Source organism: Ensifer sp. B1-9 (assembly GCF_050474445.1).
Classification (GTDB): Bacteria; Pseudomonadota; Alphaproteobacteria; order Rhizobiales; family Rhizobiaceae; genus Ensifer.
Genome location: NZ_JBCHVG010000014.1, coordinates 1 through 15,518, shown reverse-complemented (window position 1 = coordinate 15,518; position 15,518 = coordinate 1). Strand labels below are relative to the sequence as shown.

Annotated in this window: 19 protein-coding genes; 18 read left to right on the top strand and 1 reads right to left on the bottom strand. The window is 62.6% G+C overall.

Translation table 11 applies throughout. The features are described from left to right. Positions 1-253: 253 nt before the first annotated feature. Genes ACQ5BM_RS25045 through ACQ5BM_RS25015 form a run of 7 tightly spaced genes read left to right on the top strand, consistent with a single transcriptional unit; the run spans position 254 to position 6,259 of the window. Complete coding sequence (locus ACQ5BM_RS25045; RefSeq protein ID WP_429817259.1) at positions 254-682, top strand: acetyl-CoA carboxylase biotin carboxyl carrier protein; 429 nt, start codon at positions 254-256, stop codon at positions 680-682. Next, positions 682-2,079: an acetyl-CoA carboxylase biotin carboxylase subunit gene (locus ACQ5BM_RS25040; protein ID WP_429817257.1), complete on the top strand. Its 1,398-nt coding sequence runs from the start codon at positions 682-684 to the stop codon at positions 2,077-2,079. Before ACQ5BM_RS25045 ends, ACQ5BM_RS25040 begins: the two co-directional genes overlap by 1 nt. Beyond that, positions 2,066-2,530 carry an acetyl-CoA carboxylase biotin carboxyl carrier protein gene (locus tag ACQ5BM_RS25035; protein WP_429817253.1) on the top strand — a complete coding sequence of 155 codons (465 nt, stop codon included), beginning with the start codon at positions 2,066-2,068 and terminating at the stop codon, positions 2,528-2,530. The genes ACQ5BM_RS25040 and ACQ5BM_RS25035 overlap by 14 nt, the downstream gene beginning before the upstream one ends. Before the next feature lie 17 nt (positions 2,531-2,547). Beyond that, complete coding sequence (gene pxpB / locus ACQ5BM_RS25030) at positions 2,548-3,240, top strand: 5-oxoprolinase subunit PxpB (RefSeq protein ID WP_429817643.1); 693 nt, start codon at positions 2,548-2,550, stop codon at positions 3,238-3,240. Further along, a complete protein-coding gene (locus tag ACQ5BM_RS25025) occupies positions 3,237-4,229 on the top strand; it encodes a biotin-dependent carboxyltransferase family protein (RefSeq protein WP_429817251.1) in 993 nt (330 codons plus the stop codon). The genes pxpB and ACQ5BM_RS25025 overlap by 4 nt, the downstream gene beginning before the upstream one ends. Positions 4,230-4,239: 10 nt before the next feature. Further along, a complete protein-coding gene (locus ACQ5BM_RS25020; RefSeq protein ID WP_429817248.1) occupies positions 4,240-5,007 on the top strand; it encodes a LamB/YcsF family protein in 768 nt (255 codons plus the stop codon). 49 nt (positions 5,008-5,056) lie between these two features. Then, a complete protein-coding gene (locus ACQ5BM_RS25015) occupies positions 5,057-6,259 on the top strand; it encodes a pyridoxal phosphate-dependent aminotransferase (RefSeq protein ID WP_429817246.1) in 1,203 nt (400 codons plus the stop codon). Between the two features lie 4 nt (positions 6,260-6,263). On the opposite strand, the gene nac is transcribed toward ACQ5BM_RS25015, so the two are convergent. Then, positions 6,264-7,169: a nitrogen assimilation transcriptional regulator NAC gene (gene nac / locus ACQ5BM_RS25010; RefSeq protein WP_429817244.1), complete on the bottom strand. Its 906-nt coding sequence runs from the start codon at positions 7,167-7,169 to the stop codon at positions 6,264-6,266. Between the two features lie 147 nt (positions 7,170-7,316). Here nac and ACQ5BM_RS25005 point away from each other — a divergent pair, with 147 nt between their 5' ends. From ACQ5BM_RS25005 to ACQ5BM_RS24955, 11 genes are all read left to right on the top strand, one after another. Continuing rightward, positions 7,317-8,075 carry an SDR family oxidoreductase gene (locus tag ACQ5BM_RS25005; protein WP_429817241.1) on the top strand — a complete coding sequence of 253 codons (759 nt, stop codon included), beginning with the start codon at positions 7,317-7,319 and terminating at the stop codon, positions 8,073-8,075. Next, the gene (locus tag ACQ5BM_RS25000; RefSeq protein ID WP_429817238.1) at positions 8,072-8,779 is read left to right on the top strand and encodes an amino acid ABC transporter permease; all 708 of its coding nucleotides are present in this window, start codon (positions 8,072-8,074) and stop codon (positions 8,777-8,779) included. The genes ACQ5BM_RS25005 and ACQ5BM_RS25000 overlap by 4 nt, the downstream gene beginning before the upstream one ends. Further along, complete coding sequence (locus ACQ5BM_RS24995) at positions 8,776-9,540, top strand: amino acid ABC transporter permease (protein ID WP_429817236.1); 765 nt, start codon at positions 8,776-8,778, stop codon at positions 9,538-9,540. Before ACQ5BM_RS25000 ends, ACQ5BM_RS24995 begins: the two co-directional genes overlap by 4 nt. Then, positions 9,537-10,304, top strand: a complete 768-nt coding sequence (locus tag ACQ5BM_RS24990) for an amino acid ABC transporter ATP-binding protein (RefSeq protein WP_429817234.1) — start codon at positions 9,537-9,539, stop codon at positions 10,302-10,304. Before ACQ5BM_RS24995 ends, ACQ5BM_RS24990 begins: the two co-directional genes overlap by 4 nt. 34 nt (positions 10,305-10,338) lie before the next feature. Beyond that, positions 10,339-11,175, top strand: coding sequence for an ABC transporter substrate-binding protein (locus tag ACQ5BM_RS24985; RefSeq protein WP_429817232.1), 837 nt, complete (start codon positions 10,339-10,341; stop codon positions 11,173-11,175). 99 nt (positions 11,176-11,274) lie between these two features. After that, positions 11,275-11,949 (top strand): 4-carboxy-4-hydroxy-2-oxoadipate aldolase/oxaloacetate decarboxylase, encoded by a 675-nt coding sequence (locus tag ACQ5BM_RS24980; protein WP_429817230.1) that lies wholly within the window; start codon positions 11,275-11,277, stop codon positions 11,947-11,949. A 53-nt stretch (positions 11,950-12,002) separates the two neighbouring features. Beyond that, entirely contained in the window at positions 12,003-12,770 is a 768-nt protein-coding gene (locus ACQ5BM_RS24975; protein WP_429817228.1) for an SDR family oxidoreductase, read from the top strand. Beyond that, entirely contained in the window at positions 12,739-13,314 is a 576-nt protein-coding gene (locus ACQ5BM_RS24970) for a gluconokinase (protein ID WP_429817225.1), read from the top strand. Before ACQ5BM_RS24975 ends, ACQ5BM_RS24970 begins: the two co-directional genes overlap by 32 nt. Continuing rightward, a complete protein-coding gene (locus ACQ5BM_RS24965; RefSeq protein ID WP_429817223.1) occupies positions 13,314-14,261 on the top strand; it encodes a 2-hydroxyacid dehydrogenase in 948 nt (315 codons plus the stop codon). Before ACQ5BM_RS24970 ends, ACQ5BM_RS24965 begins: the two co-directional genes overlap by 1 nt. A gap of 9 nt (positions 14,262-14,270) precedes the next feature. Further along, positions 14,271-15,302: an L-idonate 5-dehydrogenase gene (locus ACQ5BM_RS24960; RefSeq protein WP_429817221.1), complete on the top strand. Its 1,032-nt coding sequence runs from the start codon at positions 14,271-14,273 to the stop codon at positions 15,300-15,302. A gap of 102 nt (positions 15,303-15,404) precedes the next feature. After that, positions 15,405-15,518, top strand: a 114-nt coding sequence (locus tag ACQ5BM_RS24955; protein ID WP_429807688.1) for an NAD(P)-binding domain-containing protein, incomplete at its 3' end; no start/stop codon positions are given.

Genomic DNA, 15,518 nt, shown 5'->3' with positions numbered 1-15,518 from the left:
TCGCATCCGGCCCGCGCGGCACCTCTTTAATCGGTCAAGCCTGGTGCGAAGGGCTCGGGTAGGATGTCGCGGCCGCTGCCTCGGACGCTCCATTCGTTCATCGCCGCAGTTTCTAGACCTGGCCGTGGTTTCTCTATTCAAAGTTTGTCTGCCCCCATCAATCGGGATGCTGTGTAAGATTCCCCCGAATGCACCGGACGGATCGCGGCTCTAAGGGCCGCACCCCGGTGATCTTTGTTCCATGGGGAAAACAATGGATCTGCAGAAGATCAAGACGCTTCTCGATTTTGTCGGGCGTTCTCGCGTCTCTGAGTTGGCAGTCAGCGATGCGGACACGACCGTCGTCATCCGCAAGCCGGTTCGTGACGCTGCAGCCAGCCAGGAAATTCCAACCACAGTACAGGCACTAGCGACGGACGAGCCGGCTAGGTTGGATGACCGGCCGCAAACACAGCTTGTTCGCGCTTCGACTTCAGGCATCGTACATCGGTCAAACAGCCCGGGATCCGCTCCAATCGTGGCGGAAGGCGATGTGGTAGACGTGGGGCAGGCTCTCTGCATCGTGGAGGCGATGAAGGTCTTCACGACCATCTCGGCTCCGTTCGGCGGTATCGTTACGCGCATCTTCTTTGAGGACGCCCAGGAGGTCACCTTCGGTGACCCGCTCGTGGAGATCGGCTGATGGACGCGTCTTTCCAGGCCGCCCGGGAAATCGGCCACTCATTCCAGTCCGTCCTCATCGCCAATCGCGGAGAAATCGCCGCCCGGATCGAACGGGCCTGCAAGGAACTCGGCCTTCGCGCGATCCTTGTTGCATCCGAGGCGGATAGGGCCGGAGCGGCAGCGCCCGCCGAAGGTGGTCCACTCTCGATCGGGCCGCCGTCACCGGCCAGGAGCTACCTCAACCAGGCGGCCATACTGCTTGCCGCGCGTGTGACCGGCGCGGAGGCGATCCATCCGGGTTACGGTTTTCTCTCGGAGAATGCTGATTTCGCCGAAGCCGTCGAAAAGGCCGGGCTGGTTTTCGTCGGCCCCCCGGCCTCGGCGATCCGTACCATGGGCGACAAGATCGCGGCGAAGCGCGCGATGATGGCTGCCGGCGTCCCTTGTGTGCCGGGACCGGGCGAACCTCTCCCTGATAATGTCGAGGCCGTGCGCGTTCTTGCCGAGGCCATTGGCTACCCGGTCATCGTCAAGGCGGCCGGTGGCGGCGGCGGGCGGGGCATGCGCGTCGTGCGCGATGGCGCCGACATAGCCGACGCGGTCGCGATTACGCGTGAGGAGGCGCGCCGCGCCTTCGGCAAGCCCGAGCTCTACATGGAAAAGTTTCTGGAGCACCCGCGCCATGTCGAGTTCCAGGTACTCTGCGACCATCACGGCCATGCGGCCTGGGTCGGTCATCGCGATTGCTCCGTTCAGCGACGGCACCAGAAGGTCGTCGAGGAGGCTCCGGCACCCGGTATCGCGCCGGAGCTCGCAGAGAGGATCGGCGCGCGCTGCGCCGAGGCCTGCCGGCAGATCGGCTACCGCGGCGTTGGTACCTTCGAGTTCCTGTACGAGCACGGGGAGTTCTACTTCATCGAAATGAACACCCGGCTGCAGGTCGAACATCCCGTGACGGAGGCGACAGCCGGCGTCGACCTGGTCCACGAACAGTTGCGTGCCGCCCAGGGCGACGTGCTCGACATGGGCCGCTTTCGCGGCGAGGCGAGGGGACACGCCTTCGAATGCCGCATCAACGCGGAGGACCCGACCACTTTCATGGCTGCCCCGGGCCGCATATCAGCGGTTCGTTTTCCGAGCGGACCGGGCATTCGTGTCGATACCCATGTCTCGGCCGGATACCGGGTTTCCCCATACTATGATTCTCTGATCGCCAAGCTGATCGTCCATGCGCCGACCCGCGACGAGGCGATCCGGCGCATGCAGGTCGCCCTTGCGGAAACCAGGATCGAGGGCATCTCCACCAACCTTCTGCTGCACGAAAGAATCTTCGCCGATCCGGATTTCATGCAGGGCTGCGTCGATATTCATCATCTTGAAAAACGTTTGAGGGAGGAAGCCTGTGTCAAGGCGTGACCGATCGTCAGGCAGATCCGGGATCGGTGACTTCTCCGATCCGGCGCTAATCTCCACTCTCACCACCTGGCTTGGCGCTTCCGGCGCGAGCGAGTTGGAGATCAGCACGAAGGACGGGCACGCCTTGAAGATTGTGCTGGCCCCCGACGCAAGCCCGGTGAGGCATCGTGACGAGGCTCAGGACGCCGCCTCTTCGGTCCTTGAAGGTCGGGCCGTCAAGGCGCCGCTTGCCGGAGTGTTTCGCGACCGGCATCCCGGCGGCTTCGGACCTGGACCGCTTGCCGGCGAGGACCGTACGCTTGAGGCGGGCGATATCGCCGGTTTTGTAGAGGTCGGGCCGATCCTCATCCCGGTAATCGCGCCGGCAACCGCTCTCGTGGCAGGAGTTCACGCCCGTGCCGGAGAGCTGATTGGCTACGGCGATCCCGTTTTGACGATGGAACACGCCTAATGAGTGTCCTGCAACAGATGCCATTTCCGACGCCGACTTCAATCGTCCCGAATACCGAGGGGTTGGCCAAGATTTCCTTCATCGGTGCGCGTGCCTTTCTGCTTGAGGCACCCGGCGCCTTCGACCTGCCAAACCAGAGGCGTATCTGGGCGCTCTCCCGCGCGCTCGAGGGACACGAAGACGTCGCCGAGATCGTTCCGGGTATGACGAACCTGCTGATGATCTTGAAGGAGACCCCAGACGATCCGGAAGCGGTCGTCCAACAACTGCAGGACGAATGGCAGCGCGCGCAGGGCATCGATCTTGCCGGTCGGCAAATTGATGTCTCCGTCATCTATGGCGGCGAACATGCCACCGACCTTCCGGCGCTCTGTGACCTCAGCGGCCTTAGCGATCGGGAAGTCGTGCGCATTCACCACGAAGGCATCTATCGCGTCTTCGCCCTCGGCAGTGCGCCGGGCTTCGGGTATCTGCAAGGGCTTGATCCACGCATCCACATGCCGCGAAAGACCGTGCCCTCGCTCAAGATGGCGCGGGGCTGCGTAACGATCGGCGGCATGCAGACCGGCGTGGCTGTGCTGACCGGCCCGAATGGATGGAATTCGATCGGCTTTGCCGAACTTCAGATGTTCGATGCCTTGGCCGCAACACCCGCTCTGATGGCGCCTGGCGATATCGTGCGCTTCCGCCCCGAAAGGATCGAGCTGTGATCGAGATCGTCGAAACAGGTCCGCTGAACACCGTCCAGGATTTGGGGCGGCCGGGTTATCGCAACATCGGAGTCACGGCCTCAGGAGCGATGGACTCGCTGGCTATGGAGGTCGGAAACATTCTCCTCGGCAATCCGCAGGGTGCCGCCGTCATCGAGGTACAGACTTTTCCTTTCCGGCTACGTTTTGTGAAAGGCGGCGCATTCGCCGTCACCGGTGCTGATTGCGGGGCGAAGCTCGACGGCGTCGCCCTGCCACCCTGGTGGGCTGTGCAAGCTGAGGCCGGTCAGGTGCTGGAGCTCTTTCCACCGCTTCGCGATGCACGGGCCTATGTGAGCCTGACTGGCGGGGTCGATGTGGCTCAGGTGATGGGATCGCGCAGCACGTCGTTGCGCGGAAACTTCGGTGGGCTTTCCGGCCGAACCCTTGCCGTCGGCGACGACATCGCGACCGGTCCAGCCGAACCCGCAGTCCTGCCGAAGGGCGGCTTCGGCGTCGTGCCGCCAACGGTTGCTTTGAAAGATGTGTTTCCTGTTGACGAAGGTGGGGCGCTTCTCATTCGCGCACTGCCGGCCGGCGAACATGATCTCTTCGGGTCCGACGCGGACCGGTTCTGGCGCCAACCGTGGAAGATCTCGGCGCGCAGCGACCGCACCGGGTATCGCCTCAGCGGAGATCCGATCCATCCGGTGGAGGTGGTGGAGATGCGTTCGCACGGCGTCGTGCCCGGTGTCATCCAGGTGCCACCTGCAGGCGAACCGATCGTCCAGATGAGTGATGCCAACACGGCCGGAGGCTATCCGAAGATCGCCGGCGTCATCGAGGCGGATCTCTGGCGGATGGGACAGGCCCGGATTGGTTCGACGCTGCGTTTCTTGCCGGCGACGCACGCCGAGGCTCGGGCCATCGAGAAGGCGCTCGCCGCCTATGTCGAAGACATCAGAAATACCGCGCGCCTCGTCAGCAAGGCGCTCGCCGCCATGGCTTAGGAGGACATTGATGAAGGTGGATCTCAATTCCGACATGGGCGAGGGCTTCGGACCCTATTCGCTCTGCGATGACGAAGCGATGATGGATGTCGTGACTTCCGCCAACGTCGCCTGCGGTTTTCATGCCGGCGACCCCGAGACGATGGCCCGGATGGTGCGTCTCGCACGGGCGAGGGGAGTTGATGTCGGTGCGCATCCGGGCTTGCCGGACCGGCAAGGTTTCGGCCGCCGCGAACTGCCCTTCGGACCTGATGAGCTGCGCCAACAGATGCTCTACCAGCTGGGCGCGCTGATTGCGATCGCGCGTGCGGAAGATGTGCGCGTCTCCCATGTCAGTTTTCATGCTGCAATGGGCAACATGGTCAATCGCGACCCGACCCTGGCGGCTGCGATGATGGCGGCGATCCGTGCGGTCGATCCCGAATTGATTGTCTTTGGCACGTCCGGCAGCACCATTGAACGCGCGGCGCTCGATGCCGGGCTCAAGACGCTGACCCTCTTCCTCGCGGACCGCGCCTATGACGCCGAAGGCAAACTCGTGCCGCGTGGCAAGCCCGGTGCCCTCGTCAAGGAGGAGGCGCTGGTGCGCGCAAGGGTGCGGCAGTTTCTGATCGAGGGGACCGTGACCGCCATCGACGGGACCGTGATCCCCATGCTGGCTCGTTCCATCCTCGTGCACAGCGATACGCCGGGTTCGCTCGAACTTGCCCGTACCGTCCGCAGCGAAATCGAGGCGGCTGGCGGCGTGGTCACGCCCGTCTCCAGGCTTCTGGGTTGAGCCCTCGCGCACTGCAAAACCTTATCCGTCCCTATCGAAAGCAACGATCATGCCCGCTATTGCCGACCGCTTGAAGAACGTTTCCGTTTCCGCTTCTGCTACCATGAGCCAGCGCGCCCGCGACCTTGCAGCAAACGGCATCAAGGTTATCAGCCTCTCCTCAGGCGAGCCGGATTTTCCGACGCCCGCCAACGCCGTCGAGGCGGCCCATGCAGCAGCTCTTGCAGGCGACACGAAGTATCCACCACTCGACGGAACTCCGCCACTTCGGCAGGCCATCGCCCGCAAGTTCAAGCGGGACAACAACCTCGACTACGATCCCTCCGAGATCGTTGTGGCCGGCGGCGGCAAGCAGATCATCTTCAACGCCGTCCTTGCCACCTGCAATCCCGGCGACGAGGTCGTCATCCCTTCGCCCTCATGGATCAGCTATGCGGATATCGTGAAATTCGCCGGCGCGCTACCGGCTCCGGTCGATTGCCCGCAACAGAACGGCTTCAAACTCAGGGCCGAAGACCTCGAAGCCGCGATCACGCCGCGCACTAAGTGGCTGTTTCTGAACTTCCCAAACAACCCGACCGGTGCTGCCTGCTCACGCGCCGAGATGAAAGCGATTACCGAGGTGATGCTCAGGCACCCGGATGTCTGGATCATGACCGACGACATGTACGAGCACCTGATCTACGACGACTTCGAATTCTGCACGATTGCCGAGGTCGAACCGCGCCTTAAGGATCGCGTGCTGACGGTCAACGGTGCATCGAAGGCCTATGCGATGACCGGCTGGCGCCTCGGCTTCTGCGGCGGCCCGAAGGACCTGATCAAGGCGATCAGCAACGTCAACGGTCAGAACAGCGGCGGCACGTCGACGATCACGCAGGCCGCTGTTGCCGCAGTGCTCGACGGTCCGCAGGACATCCTTAGGGAGCGGGCGGCCATCTACCGGAAGCGGCGCGACTTCGTGGTTGAGCGGCTGAGTGCAATCGAAGGGATCCGCTGCCATAAGCCGGAAGGTGCATTCTACGTTTTCCCGAACATTTCCGAGCTCATCGGCCGGACCAGCAAGAAGGGTCGCAGGATCGAGAACGACACGGATTTCGTATTGGCGCTGCTCGACGAACATCACGTGACGACCGTGCAGGGCGCGGCCTACGGCATGAGCCCGTTCTTCCGCATCTCCTACGCGACCAGCATGGAGCAACTGAGTGAGGCCTGCGGTCGCATCGCCGAATTCTGCGCCGGTCTTCGGTGAGCACTCAGTCTTTGAGACGGGCGGTGAGTTCCATGAGGATCGACCTCACCGCCAGTGCTGGCTCTGATAGTTCGCTCTGATCGGAAACGCAGAGCGATAGGGTCTCCTCAATCTTCGGCGCCACCATGCGTGAAACCAGAGGCTCGGAGGATTCTGCAACGATCCGTTCCGCGATCGCGCGTGGCATGATGGTCGCGCCGACGCCACTTGAGACGGCGCGCCCGAGTGTGCGGACGATTTCGACCTCGGCCACGACATTGAGCGACAGGCGCGCGCGCGTGAAAGCAAGGTCGATCGCCCGGCGCACGAAATTGTATGGTGGCGGAAGGAGCAGCGGAATGTCGTTGAGCGCACTCAACGGTAGCGGCGCGTCACCCGGTTCGATGCCGAAATCGCGATGTGCCACGAGGTGAAACTCTTCGACGAAGACCGGCTCGAACCGTACGCCCTTGATTGGTCCCGTACCATGGATCAGCGCCATTTCCAGCCGGCCGTTCATGATCATCTGGCTGTAGGTCTGGCCGACGCTTTCGGTCAGATGCAGCAGGATGCCTGGGTGCCGCTTGCGCGTCTCTGTCAACAGGTCGACCGAGAGTGTTGCGGCACTTGAGAAGGGTACGAGGCCGACCGAGACGCGCCCGACAAGGGTGGCGCCGGCTGCCTTCACGTCTGCCTGTGCCTGGTCCATCTGGCGAAGGACGATCTGGGCATGACGATAGACGGCCTTTCCTGCCTCCGTCATCGACACTCCCTGCTGGCTGCGGATCAGGAGCTTCTGTCCGAAATGGTCCTCCAGCGCGGCAAGTTGCTGACTGAGGGCCGGCTGCGCGATGTGAAGAACGTCGGCCGCACGTGTGATGCTCCCGGTGTCGACGATGACGATGAAGGATTTGAGACGCCTGGTATCCATATGCCCTGCCTGCCTGTTCGGCGCAAATGTTACAGGCCGGTGGGTTCGCCGCAAGTCATAAGCCTTCGTTATCCATCCAGATTCAAACGGTCTTATTCAGACCTGAAAACCTTCGTTACTCTCTCATTCAACAACAGGGGAACCAAAATGTCCTTTTCCGATTACAGAACCGCACTCGTGACGGGCGCATCCTCCGGGATCGGTGCGGCGGTCGTCGAGCGGCTCCGCCGCGAGGGCCTCGAAGTGCATGCGGTTGCCCGTAGCGCCGATGCGCTGAAGGCACTCGCGGAGCGCACCGGCTGCATTCCCCACACCATCGACGTAACCGACCGTGCCGCACTGGCAAAGCTTGCCAGTGAAGTTGAGTTCGACGTTTTGGTGAACAATGCCGGCGTCGACCGGCCCAAGAAGTTCCTCGAGGCGGACGAAGGCGACATCGATCTCCTCGTCGACGTCAACTTGCGCGCCGTCCTCCATCTCTGCCGGCTGATCGTGCCTGGCATGGCGACGCGCGATCGCGGCCATGTCATCAACATTTCTTCGATTGCCGGCAACTACAATTTCGGCGGTAACTCCACCTATCACGCTACCAAGGCCGGCGTCAGCATGCTCTCCAATCAGCTGCGCATCGATACCTTTGGCAAACGCGTGCGCGTAACCGAGATCTGCCCGGGCCGGGTCGCGACCGACATCTTCAATCATGTTCACGGCAACGATCCTTCCATCCGTGAGCGCTTCATCGACGGTTTTGAACTGCCGCAGGCGAGCGATATCGCCGATGCGATTGCCTTTGCGATCGCCGCACCCGTCGCGGTCAACATCGGGCACATGGAAATCACGCCGACGCTTCAGGTCATGGGCGGTCTGCAAACGGCCAAGCCACAGACGAAGGAACCACGGTCGTGAAGGGCTTTGAACTCGCCGCGATCCTCGGGAACCCGGAATACGTGGCCATGCTGCTGCATGGCATCGAGATGACCTTCATCATCGCCGTGTGCTCGTGGACTCTGGCGATGACGCTCGCGATCATCCTGCTCGCGATCCGGTTTTCTCCCGGCCGCATCGGCAATGCGGCGGTCGCAGCTTACGTTTCCTACCACCGGAATGTACCGACGCTCGTGCAGCTCATGCTCTGGTATTTCGGCATCTATACGATCCTGCCCTCAGGGCTGGCCGACTGGCTTTCGGCGCATTCGGCGGAAATGATCTTTGCCGTCGTCGGGCTCGGGCTCTGCCAGGCGGCCTACTTCAGTGAGGATCTGCGCTCCGGCCTGCGCTCGGTCAATCCTGGCCAGATGGAGGCGGCGCGTGCCTTGGGTCACGGCTATCTCTCAGCGATGCGCTTCGTGCTGATCCCGCAGGGTGTCCGCAACGCGCTGCCGGCGCTCGTCAATCACAGTGTTTCGCTCTTCAAGAACAGCAGCCTTGCCATCGTGATCGGCGCGCCGGAGCTCACTCATGCCGTCAAGGAGATCGAGAACCTCTCCTTCCGAACCTTCGAAATCTACCTGGTCGGTACGATCCTCTATCTCTTCTTCACCCTGATAATCATGGCCGCTGGTGCCTACCTCACCTGGCGTGCTGATCCGGCGAATGGAGCGAGACGATGATCCACGACCTGATCGCCATCGTCGACCAATACTGGTTGCTGCTCCTTATCGGGCAGTACCCGAACGGACCGCTCGGCGGCCTTGCCAATACGCTGATCCTTTCGGCGCTCAGCATCGCGATTGCCTTTCCGTTCGCGATCCTTCTGGCTTTCGCCAGACTTTCTAAATACCGGGTCCTGCGTTGGCCGGTGACCGTGCTCGTCTATGTGACCCGCGGCGTGCCGCTGCTGATGCTCGTGCTCTGGAGTTACTTCCTCGTGCCGCTTCTGACGGGCGCCGATGTGCCGAGCTTCCTCACCATGCTGACGACCCTGGTCGTCTATCAGGGCGCGTTTCTGAGCGAAATCATCCGCGCAGGCATCGTCGCTTTGGGTCAGGGCCAGATGGATGCGGCTCGCGCGCTCGGTCACAGCTATTTCAGCGCGATGCGCTACGTGATCCTGCCGCAGGCGCTTTACAACATGATCCCGAGCATGCTGTCGACCTTCGTCGCAACCATCAAGGACACGACACTCGGCTACGTTATCAACGTGCCGGACCTCACCTTCGCTGCCAGCCAGGTCAACAACCAGCTCCTCACGCAGCCCTTCCAGGTCTTCCTTATCCTGGCGCTGACCTACTACGTGATCTGCTGGTCGCTCACTTGGCTCACCGGTGTGGTCGAACGGCGCATCACACGCCGGCGTGCCGGCCTTGTTGCCCCGAAACGCCGTGGGCAGTTGCCGATTCCCCTGACACCGAACGCCACGGAGCAGCCATGACCGCGTCAACCTCCCCCTTCGCAAAGGATCAGGCGATCCGGCTCGCCGATGTCCGCAAGAGCTACGGCGATTATGACGTCTTGAAAGGGATCGACGCGACGGTGGCGCGGGGCGAAGTGGTCGTCATTTGCGGCCCTTCCGGATCGGGCAAGTCAACGTTGATCCGCACCGTCAACCGGCTTGAAGAGATCAACAGCGGTTCGATCTTCTTCGAAGGACAGGACCTTCATGCGCCGATGAGCGGGCGAGACCTCAACCGTCTGCGCAGCCGCATCGGCTTCGTCTTCCAGAGCTTCAATCTCTTCCCGCACCTCTCCGCGATAGACAATGTCGCGATGTCCCCGATCCGAGTGAAAGGTGTGGCGCCGGCGGAGGCTCACGAGAAGGCGCTGAAGCTGCTCGAGCGCGTCGGCCTTCGTGAAAAGGCCAATGCTTATCCGGGCCAATTGTCCGGCGGGCAGCAGCAGCGCGTGGCGATCGCCCGCGCGCTCGCCATGGAGCCGCCTGTCATGCTGTTCGATGAGCCAACCAGCGCACTCGACCCGGAAATGGTTGGCGAAGTGCTGAATGTCATGAAGTCTCTCGCGGCCGAAGGCATGACCATGATGTGCGTCACCCACGAAATGGGCTTCGCCCGTGACGTCGCTGACCGCATCTGGTTCATCGATGCAGGCCAGATCATCGAGACCGCGACGCCTGAGGAGTTCTTCAAGAACCCCAGGCATCCGCGTGCGCAGCGCTTCCTCGCGGACCTGCGCCACTAAAACGAGAAAAGCCAACAAACGAAGGAGAACAGCAATGAAGTGCAGTCATCTTATTCTCGGAATGAGCGTTGCGGCAGCGGCGCTCGCAGGTCCGGCAAAAGCTGATCAGCTCGAAGACATCATCGCGAATAAGACCTTGCGTTGCGCGACTTTCGCGGACGTGCCGCCCTTCGCTGCTCCGGACGCAAAGACGCGCGAAATGGTCGGCTTCGACGTCGATCTTTGCGGCGCGATTGCCCGCGAACTCGGCGTGAAAGCCGAGATCAAGCCGGTTTCGGTCGAAGCCCGCGTGCCGGAGGTAAAGCTTGGGCGCGTTGACATCACCGTCGCCAACCTCGCTTACACCCAGAGCCGTGCCGAACAGATCCAGTTCAGCGACCCCTATTATCTGGCCAAGGAAATGTTGATCGTGCTGGCGGATGATGCCGGCAAGGCAAAGGCCGACTATGTTGGCCAGCGACTGGCCTCCACCAAGGGTTCGACCTCGGAAATGTCAATCAAGCTCAACAAGTCCGAGCCGCTCACCTTCCAGGATACCGCATCAGCCTACCTCGCCGTGCAGCAGGGCAAGGCGCGCGGCATGGTCGCTAACACGATGACGACCACGAAGCTGGTCAACGAATCGAAGACCCGCGGCAAGGAAATGCGCATGATCCCTGAGCCCATGCTGTTCCAGCCGATCGGCGTCGGCATGGCAAAGGATCAGCCGGCATTGACAGCCAAGATCAACGAAGTGCTGCACAAGCTCGATGATAGCGGTGAGATCAACCAGATCTGGGATAAATGGCTTGGCCCGAATACCGAATACAAAATGGCGCGCACCGACAAGGTTGCACCGCTCTCCGACCTGAAATTCGACCCGATCCCCTGATGGGGCCGGGTCTCGCGTAAGCGACCCCCGTTTTCCGAATGTTTTGAACAACGCAAACGGCGGGCGTCGCGCCCGCCGCGACCACCCGTGGGAAAAATCATGACGCATATCAAGAAAATGCCCATTCGTCCGAGTGCCGCCGAAGTGGAAGCGGTCGCCAAGTTTTCGCCGGCAACGATCCATGAAGCGCAGGGACGCCGGGGGGCATTGTCCTCCCGCATCAAACCTGTCGACTACCGCATGAAGCTTTGCGGCCCGGCCTTCACGGTCCGTTGCGCGCCCCGCGACAACATCATGCTGCAGCTTGCAATCAACTACGCTCAGCCGGGCGACATCATCGTCGTTTCGGCGGGCGACTATGAGGAGGCTGGATCGTTCGGCGACGTGCTTGCCAATGCCTGCCTTGCGAAGGGCATTGGCGGCCTCGTGACGGACACCGGCGTGCGCGACACGCTGCAATTGCGCGAGCTCGGATTTCCGGTGTTCTCGCTCAGCGTCTGCATCAAGGGCACGGTCAAGGAGACCCTGACCGCCACCAACGACCCGATCATCATCGGCGGGGAGCTTGTCCATCCCGGCGACATCATTGTCGGCGACGCTGATGGCCTGGTCGTGGTGCGGCGGGAAGAGGCTTTCGAGGTCGCGAGGCTGTCGCAGGCGCGCGAAGATGCTGAAGCTGAGTATATTGCCGCATACAAGGCAGGAAAATCGGTCATCGAAGTCAGCAAGCTCGAGCCGGTGCTGAAGGCAAAAGGGCTCGTGGTCGAAGGCTGACCAAGGTCCGGGCGTATCTCGCGCGAGGCGTCCGGCGGTTAAGGAGAACAGGTTTGTCATTTTCACTTTTCGACCTGAAGGGCCGTCGGGCCTTGGTGACGGGCTCATCGCAGGGGATCGGTTTGGCGCTGGCGCGTGGTCTGGCCGAGCATGGCGCTGCCCTTGTGCTCAACGGTCGCGACCGTTCGAAGCTTGATGCGGCCGCTGCCGCCTTGAAGGACGCCGGCCACTTGGTCGATGTGGCGGATTTCGACGTGACTGACGCCGAAGCGGTGAAGCGCGGCGTCGATCAGATCGAGAGGCATGTCGGCGCCATCGATATCCTCGTCAACAATGCCGGCATGCAGTTCCGCGCGCCGCTTGAGGATTTTCCCGCCGAACGCTGGGAGCAGCTGCTGAAGACGAATGTCTCCAGTGTCTTTTATGTCGGCCAGGCGGTGGCGCGGCACATGATCGGCCGCGGCGCCGGCAAGATCATCAACATCGCCTCGGTGCAGAGCGAGCTCGCGCGCCCGTCGATCGCGCCTTACACGGCGACCAAGGGCGCGGTGAGGAACCTGACGCGCGGTATGTGCACCGACTGGGCAAAGTATGGATTGCAGGTGAATGCGATCGCCCCCGGCTACTTCAAGACGCCGCTGAACCAGGCGCTGGTCGACAGCGCGGAGTTCTCCTCCTGGCTGGAAAAGCGCACGCCGGCGGCCCGCTGGGGCGAGGTCGAAGAACTGGTGGGTGCAGCGGTCTTTCTCGCGAGCAGGGCCTCCTCCTTTGTCAACGGACACACGCTTTATGTCGATGGCGGCATCACCACCAGCCTCTGAGGTCTGCCGCGGCTTCGGCCCGGTCGTCGTCATGGGCGTATCCGGCTGCGGTAAGTCCGCGGTTGGCGAACGGCTCGCCAGCTATCTCGGTGCGCGCTTCATCGAGGGCGACAGCCTGCATTCGGCCGCCAATGTCGAGAAGATGCGCAGCGGCATCCCGCTTACCGATGCGGACCGCTGGCCCTGGCTGGACAAGATCGGCAGCCGGCTGGCGAGCCCGATTGCCACCGTCGTGTCGTGCTCGGCCTTGAAGCGCGCCTATCGCGAGCGCTTGAGGGACGTCGCCTGGCAGCCGATCACCTTCGTCTTCCTGCAGGGAACGCGGGCGCTGCTGGCGGCGCGGCTGGGAGAGCGCAAGGGCCATTACATGCCGCTGTCGCTGCTCGACAGCCAACTTGCCACCCTCGAACTGCCTTCGGGGGAGGCGGACGTCGTTACCATCGAAATCGACCAGTCGCTGGAGCGCATCGTTGCGCTGGCGATGAACATGCTGGCGAGCCGCGCCGATCGCGCGGCCAGTGAACAAACCACGGGAGGAAACTGATGACGAAACCGGACATCCTGCTGATGGGCCCCTATCCGGAGTGGGACCTGGTGGAGCTCGAAGCGCGTTACGCCGTCCACAAGATCTACGAGGCCGAGGATCGCGACGCTTTCCTGGCGACACACGGCCCGAAGATCCGAGCGATCGCCACCCGAGGCGAACTCGGCGCATCGGCGGATCTGATCGGCAGGCTGCCACAGGTTAAGATCGTCTCCGTCTATGGCGTCGGTTATGACGCCGTCGATCTCGCCGCCTGCCGCGAGCGCGGCATTCGCGTCACCAACACCCCCGATGTCTTGACCAACGACGTCGCCGATCTCGGCGTCGCCATGATGCTCTGCCAGTCGCGTGGCATGATCGGCGCCGAACGCTGGGTCAAGGACGGCAGCTGGGCAGCCAAAGGCCTCTATCCGCTGAAGCGGCGGGTCTGGGGCCAGAAGGCCGGGGTGCTCGGCCTTGGCCGCATCGGCTTCGAGGTCGCCAAGCGCCTCAAGGGTTTCGACATGGACATCGCCTATAGCGACGTCTCCGAGAAGCCCTATGCAGACGGCATGACCTTCGTCGCCGATCCTGTCGCATTGGCAGAGCGCTCCGACGTGTTGTTCGTGACGCTCGCAGCCTCGGCAGCGACGCGGCACATTGTCTCGAAAGCGGTGATCGAAGCGCTCGGTCCGGAGGGCATGCTAATCAACATCTCGCGCGCCTCCAACATCGATGAGCACGCGTTGCTCGATGCGCTCGAAAGCGGTGCGCTGGGTTCGGCGGCGCTCGATGTCTTCGAGGGCGAGCCGAAGCTCAATCCGCGCTTCCTGAAGCTCGACAATGTCCTGCTGCAGCCGCATCACGCCTCCGGCACGATCGAAACCCGCAAGGCGATGGGCAAGCTGGTGCGGGACAACCTCGCTGCGCATTTTGCCGGCGAAGCGCTCATTACCCCCGTCATCTGAGGCGATAAGATGAAAGCCGTTGTCATTCATGCCGCCAAGGATTTGCGGATCGAGGAGCGGGAACCGGAGGCGCCGGGAAAGGACCAGGTCGAGATTGAGATCGAAGCCGGCGGCATCTGCGGATCGGATCTTCACTACTATAACCATGGCGGCTTCGGCACGGTGCGGCTGCGCGAGCCGATGATCCTCGGCCACGAGGTCGCCGGCACGGTGAAGGCGCTTGGCGACGGAGTCTCCACGCTGGCCGTCGGCGACCGGGTGGCGGTGTCGCCGAGCCGTCCCTGCGGGTCCTGCGACTATTGCCAGCGCGGCCAGCAGAACCATTGCCTGAACATGCGCTTCTACGGCAGCGCCATGCCGATGCCGCATATCCAGGGGGCGTTCCGGCAGCGCCTGGTCGCCGAGGCGTGGCAGTGCCACAAGGTCGCTGATGGCGTGTCGATCAACGAAGCGGCGATGGCCGAGCCTTTTGCCGTGACGCTTCACGCCGTGGCGCGAGCGGGTTCGCTCACCGGCAAGCGGGTGCTCGTCACCGGCTGCGGGCCGATCGGGGCGCTGGCAATCATTGCCGCGCGTGTGCACGGCGCGCGCGAGATCGTGGCGACCGACGTCATGGACGGCGTGCTCGACAAGGCGCTCATGATCGGCGCCGACCGGGTGATCAATGTTGCCAACGCTCCCGATCATCTCGCAGCCTATGCAGCCAACAAAGGCACCTTCGACGTGCAGTTCGAGGCTTCGGGCAATGCACAGGCGGTGCGCTCCGGTCTCGAGGTTCTCAAACCGCGATCGGTGCTCGTCCAGCTTGGGCTTGGGGGTGACGTTGCCATCCCGCAAAACTTGGTGGTGGCGAAAGAAATCGAGATGCGTGGCACGTTCCGGTTTCACGAAGAGTTCGGGCTGGCCGTCGATCTCATCAACGCCGGCCGGGTGGACCTGACCCCACTCTTGACCGGCATCTTCCCGCTGGAGGACGCGGTGGCCGCGTTCGAGACGGCAGGCGACCGCAATCGGTCGATGAAGGTGCAACTCGCCTTCTAGCCGCCATTGCCCCAGGCGGCCGCGGGAGACTGCGGTCGCCGGGTAGTTCCCCTTTAGCAATTTGAAACATCACCTCGTCCAATCTCCTGAGGAGGCAATCACGTGTCACAGGCGGAAATCGGCCTAATCGGTCTCGGCGTCATGGGCTCGAACCTGGCGCTCAACATCGCTGAAAAGGGCAACAAGATCGCGGTGTTCAACCGCACCGTCGAGGCG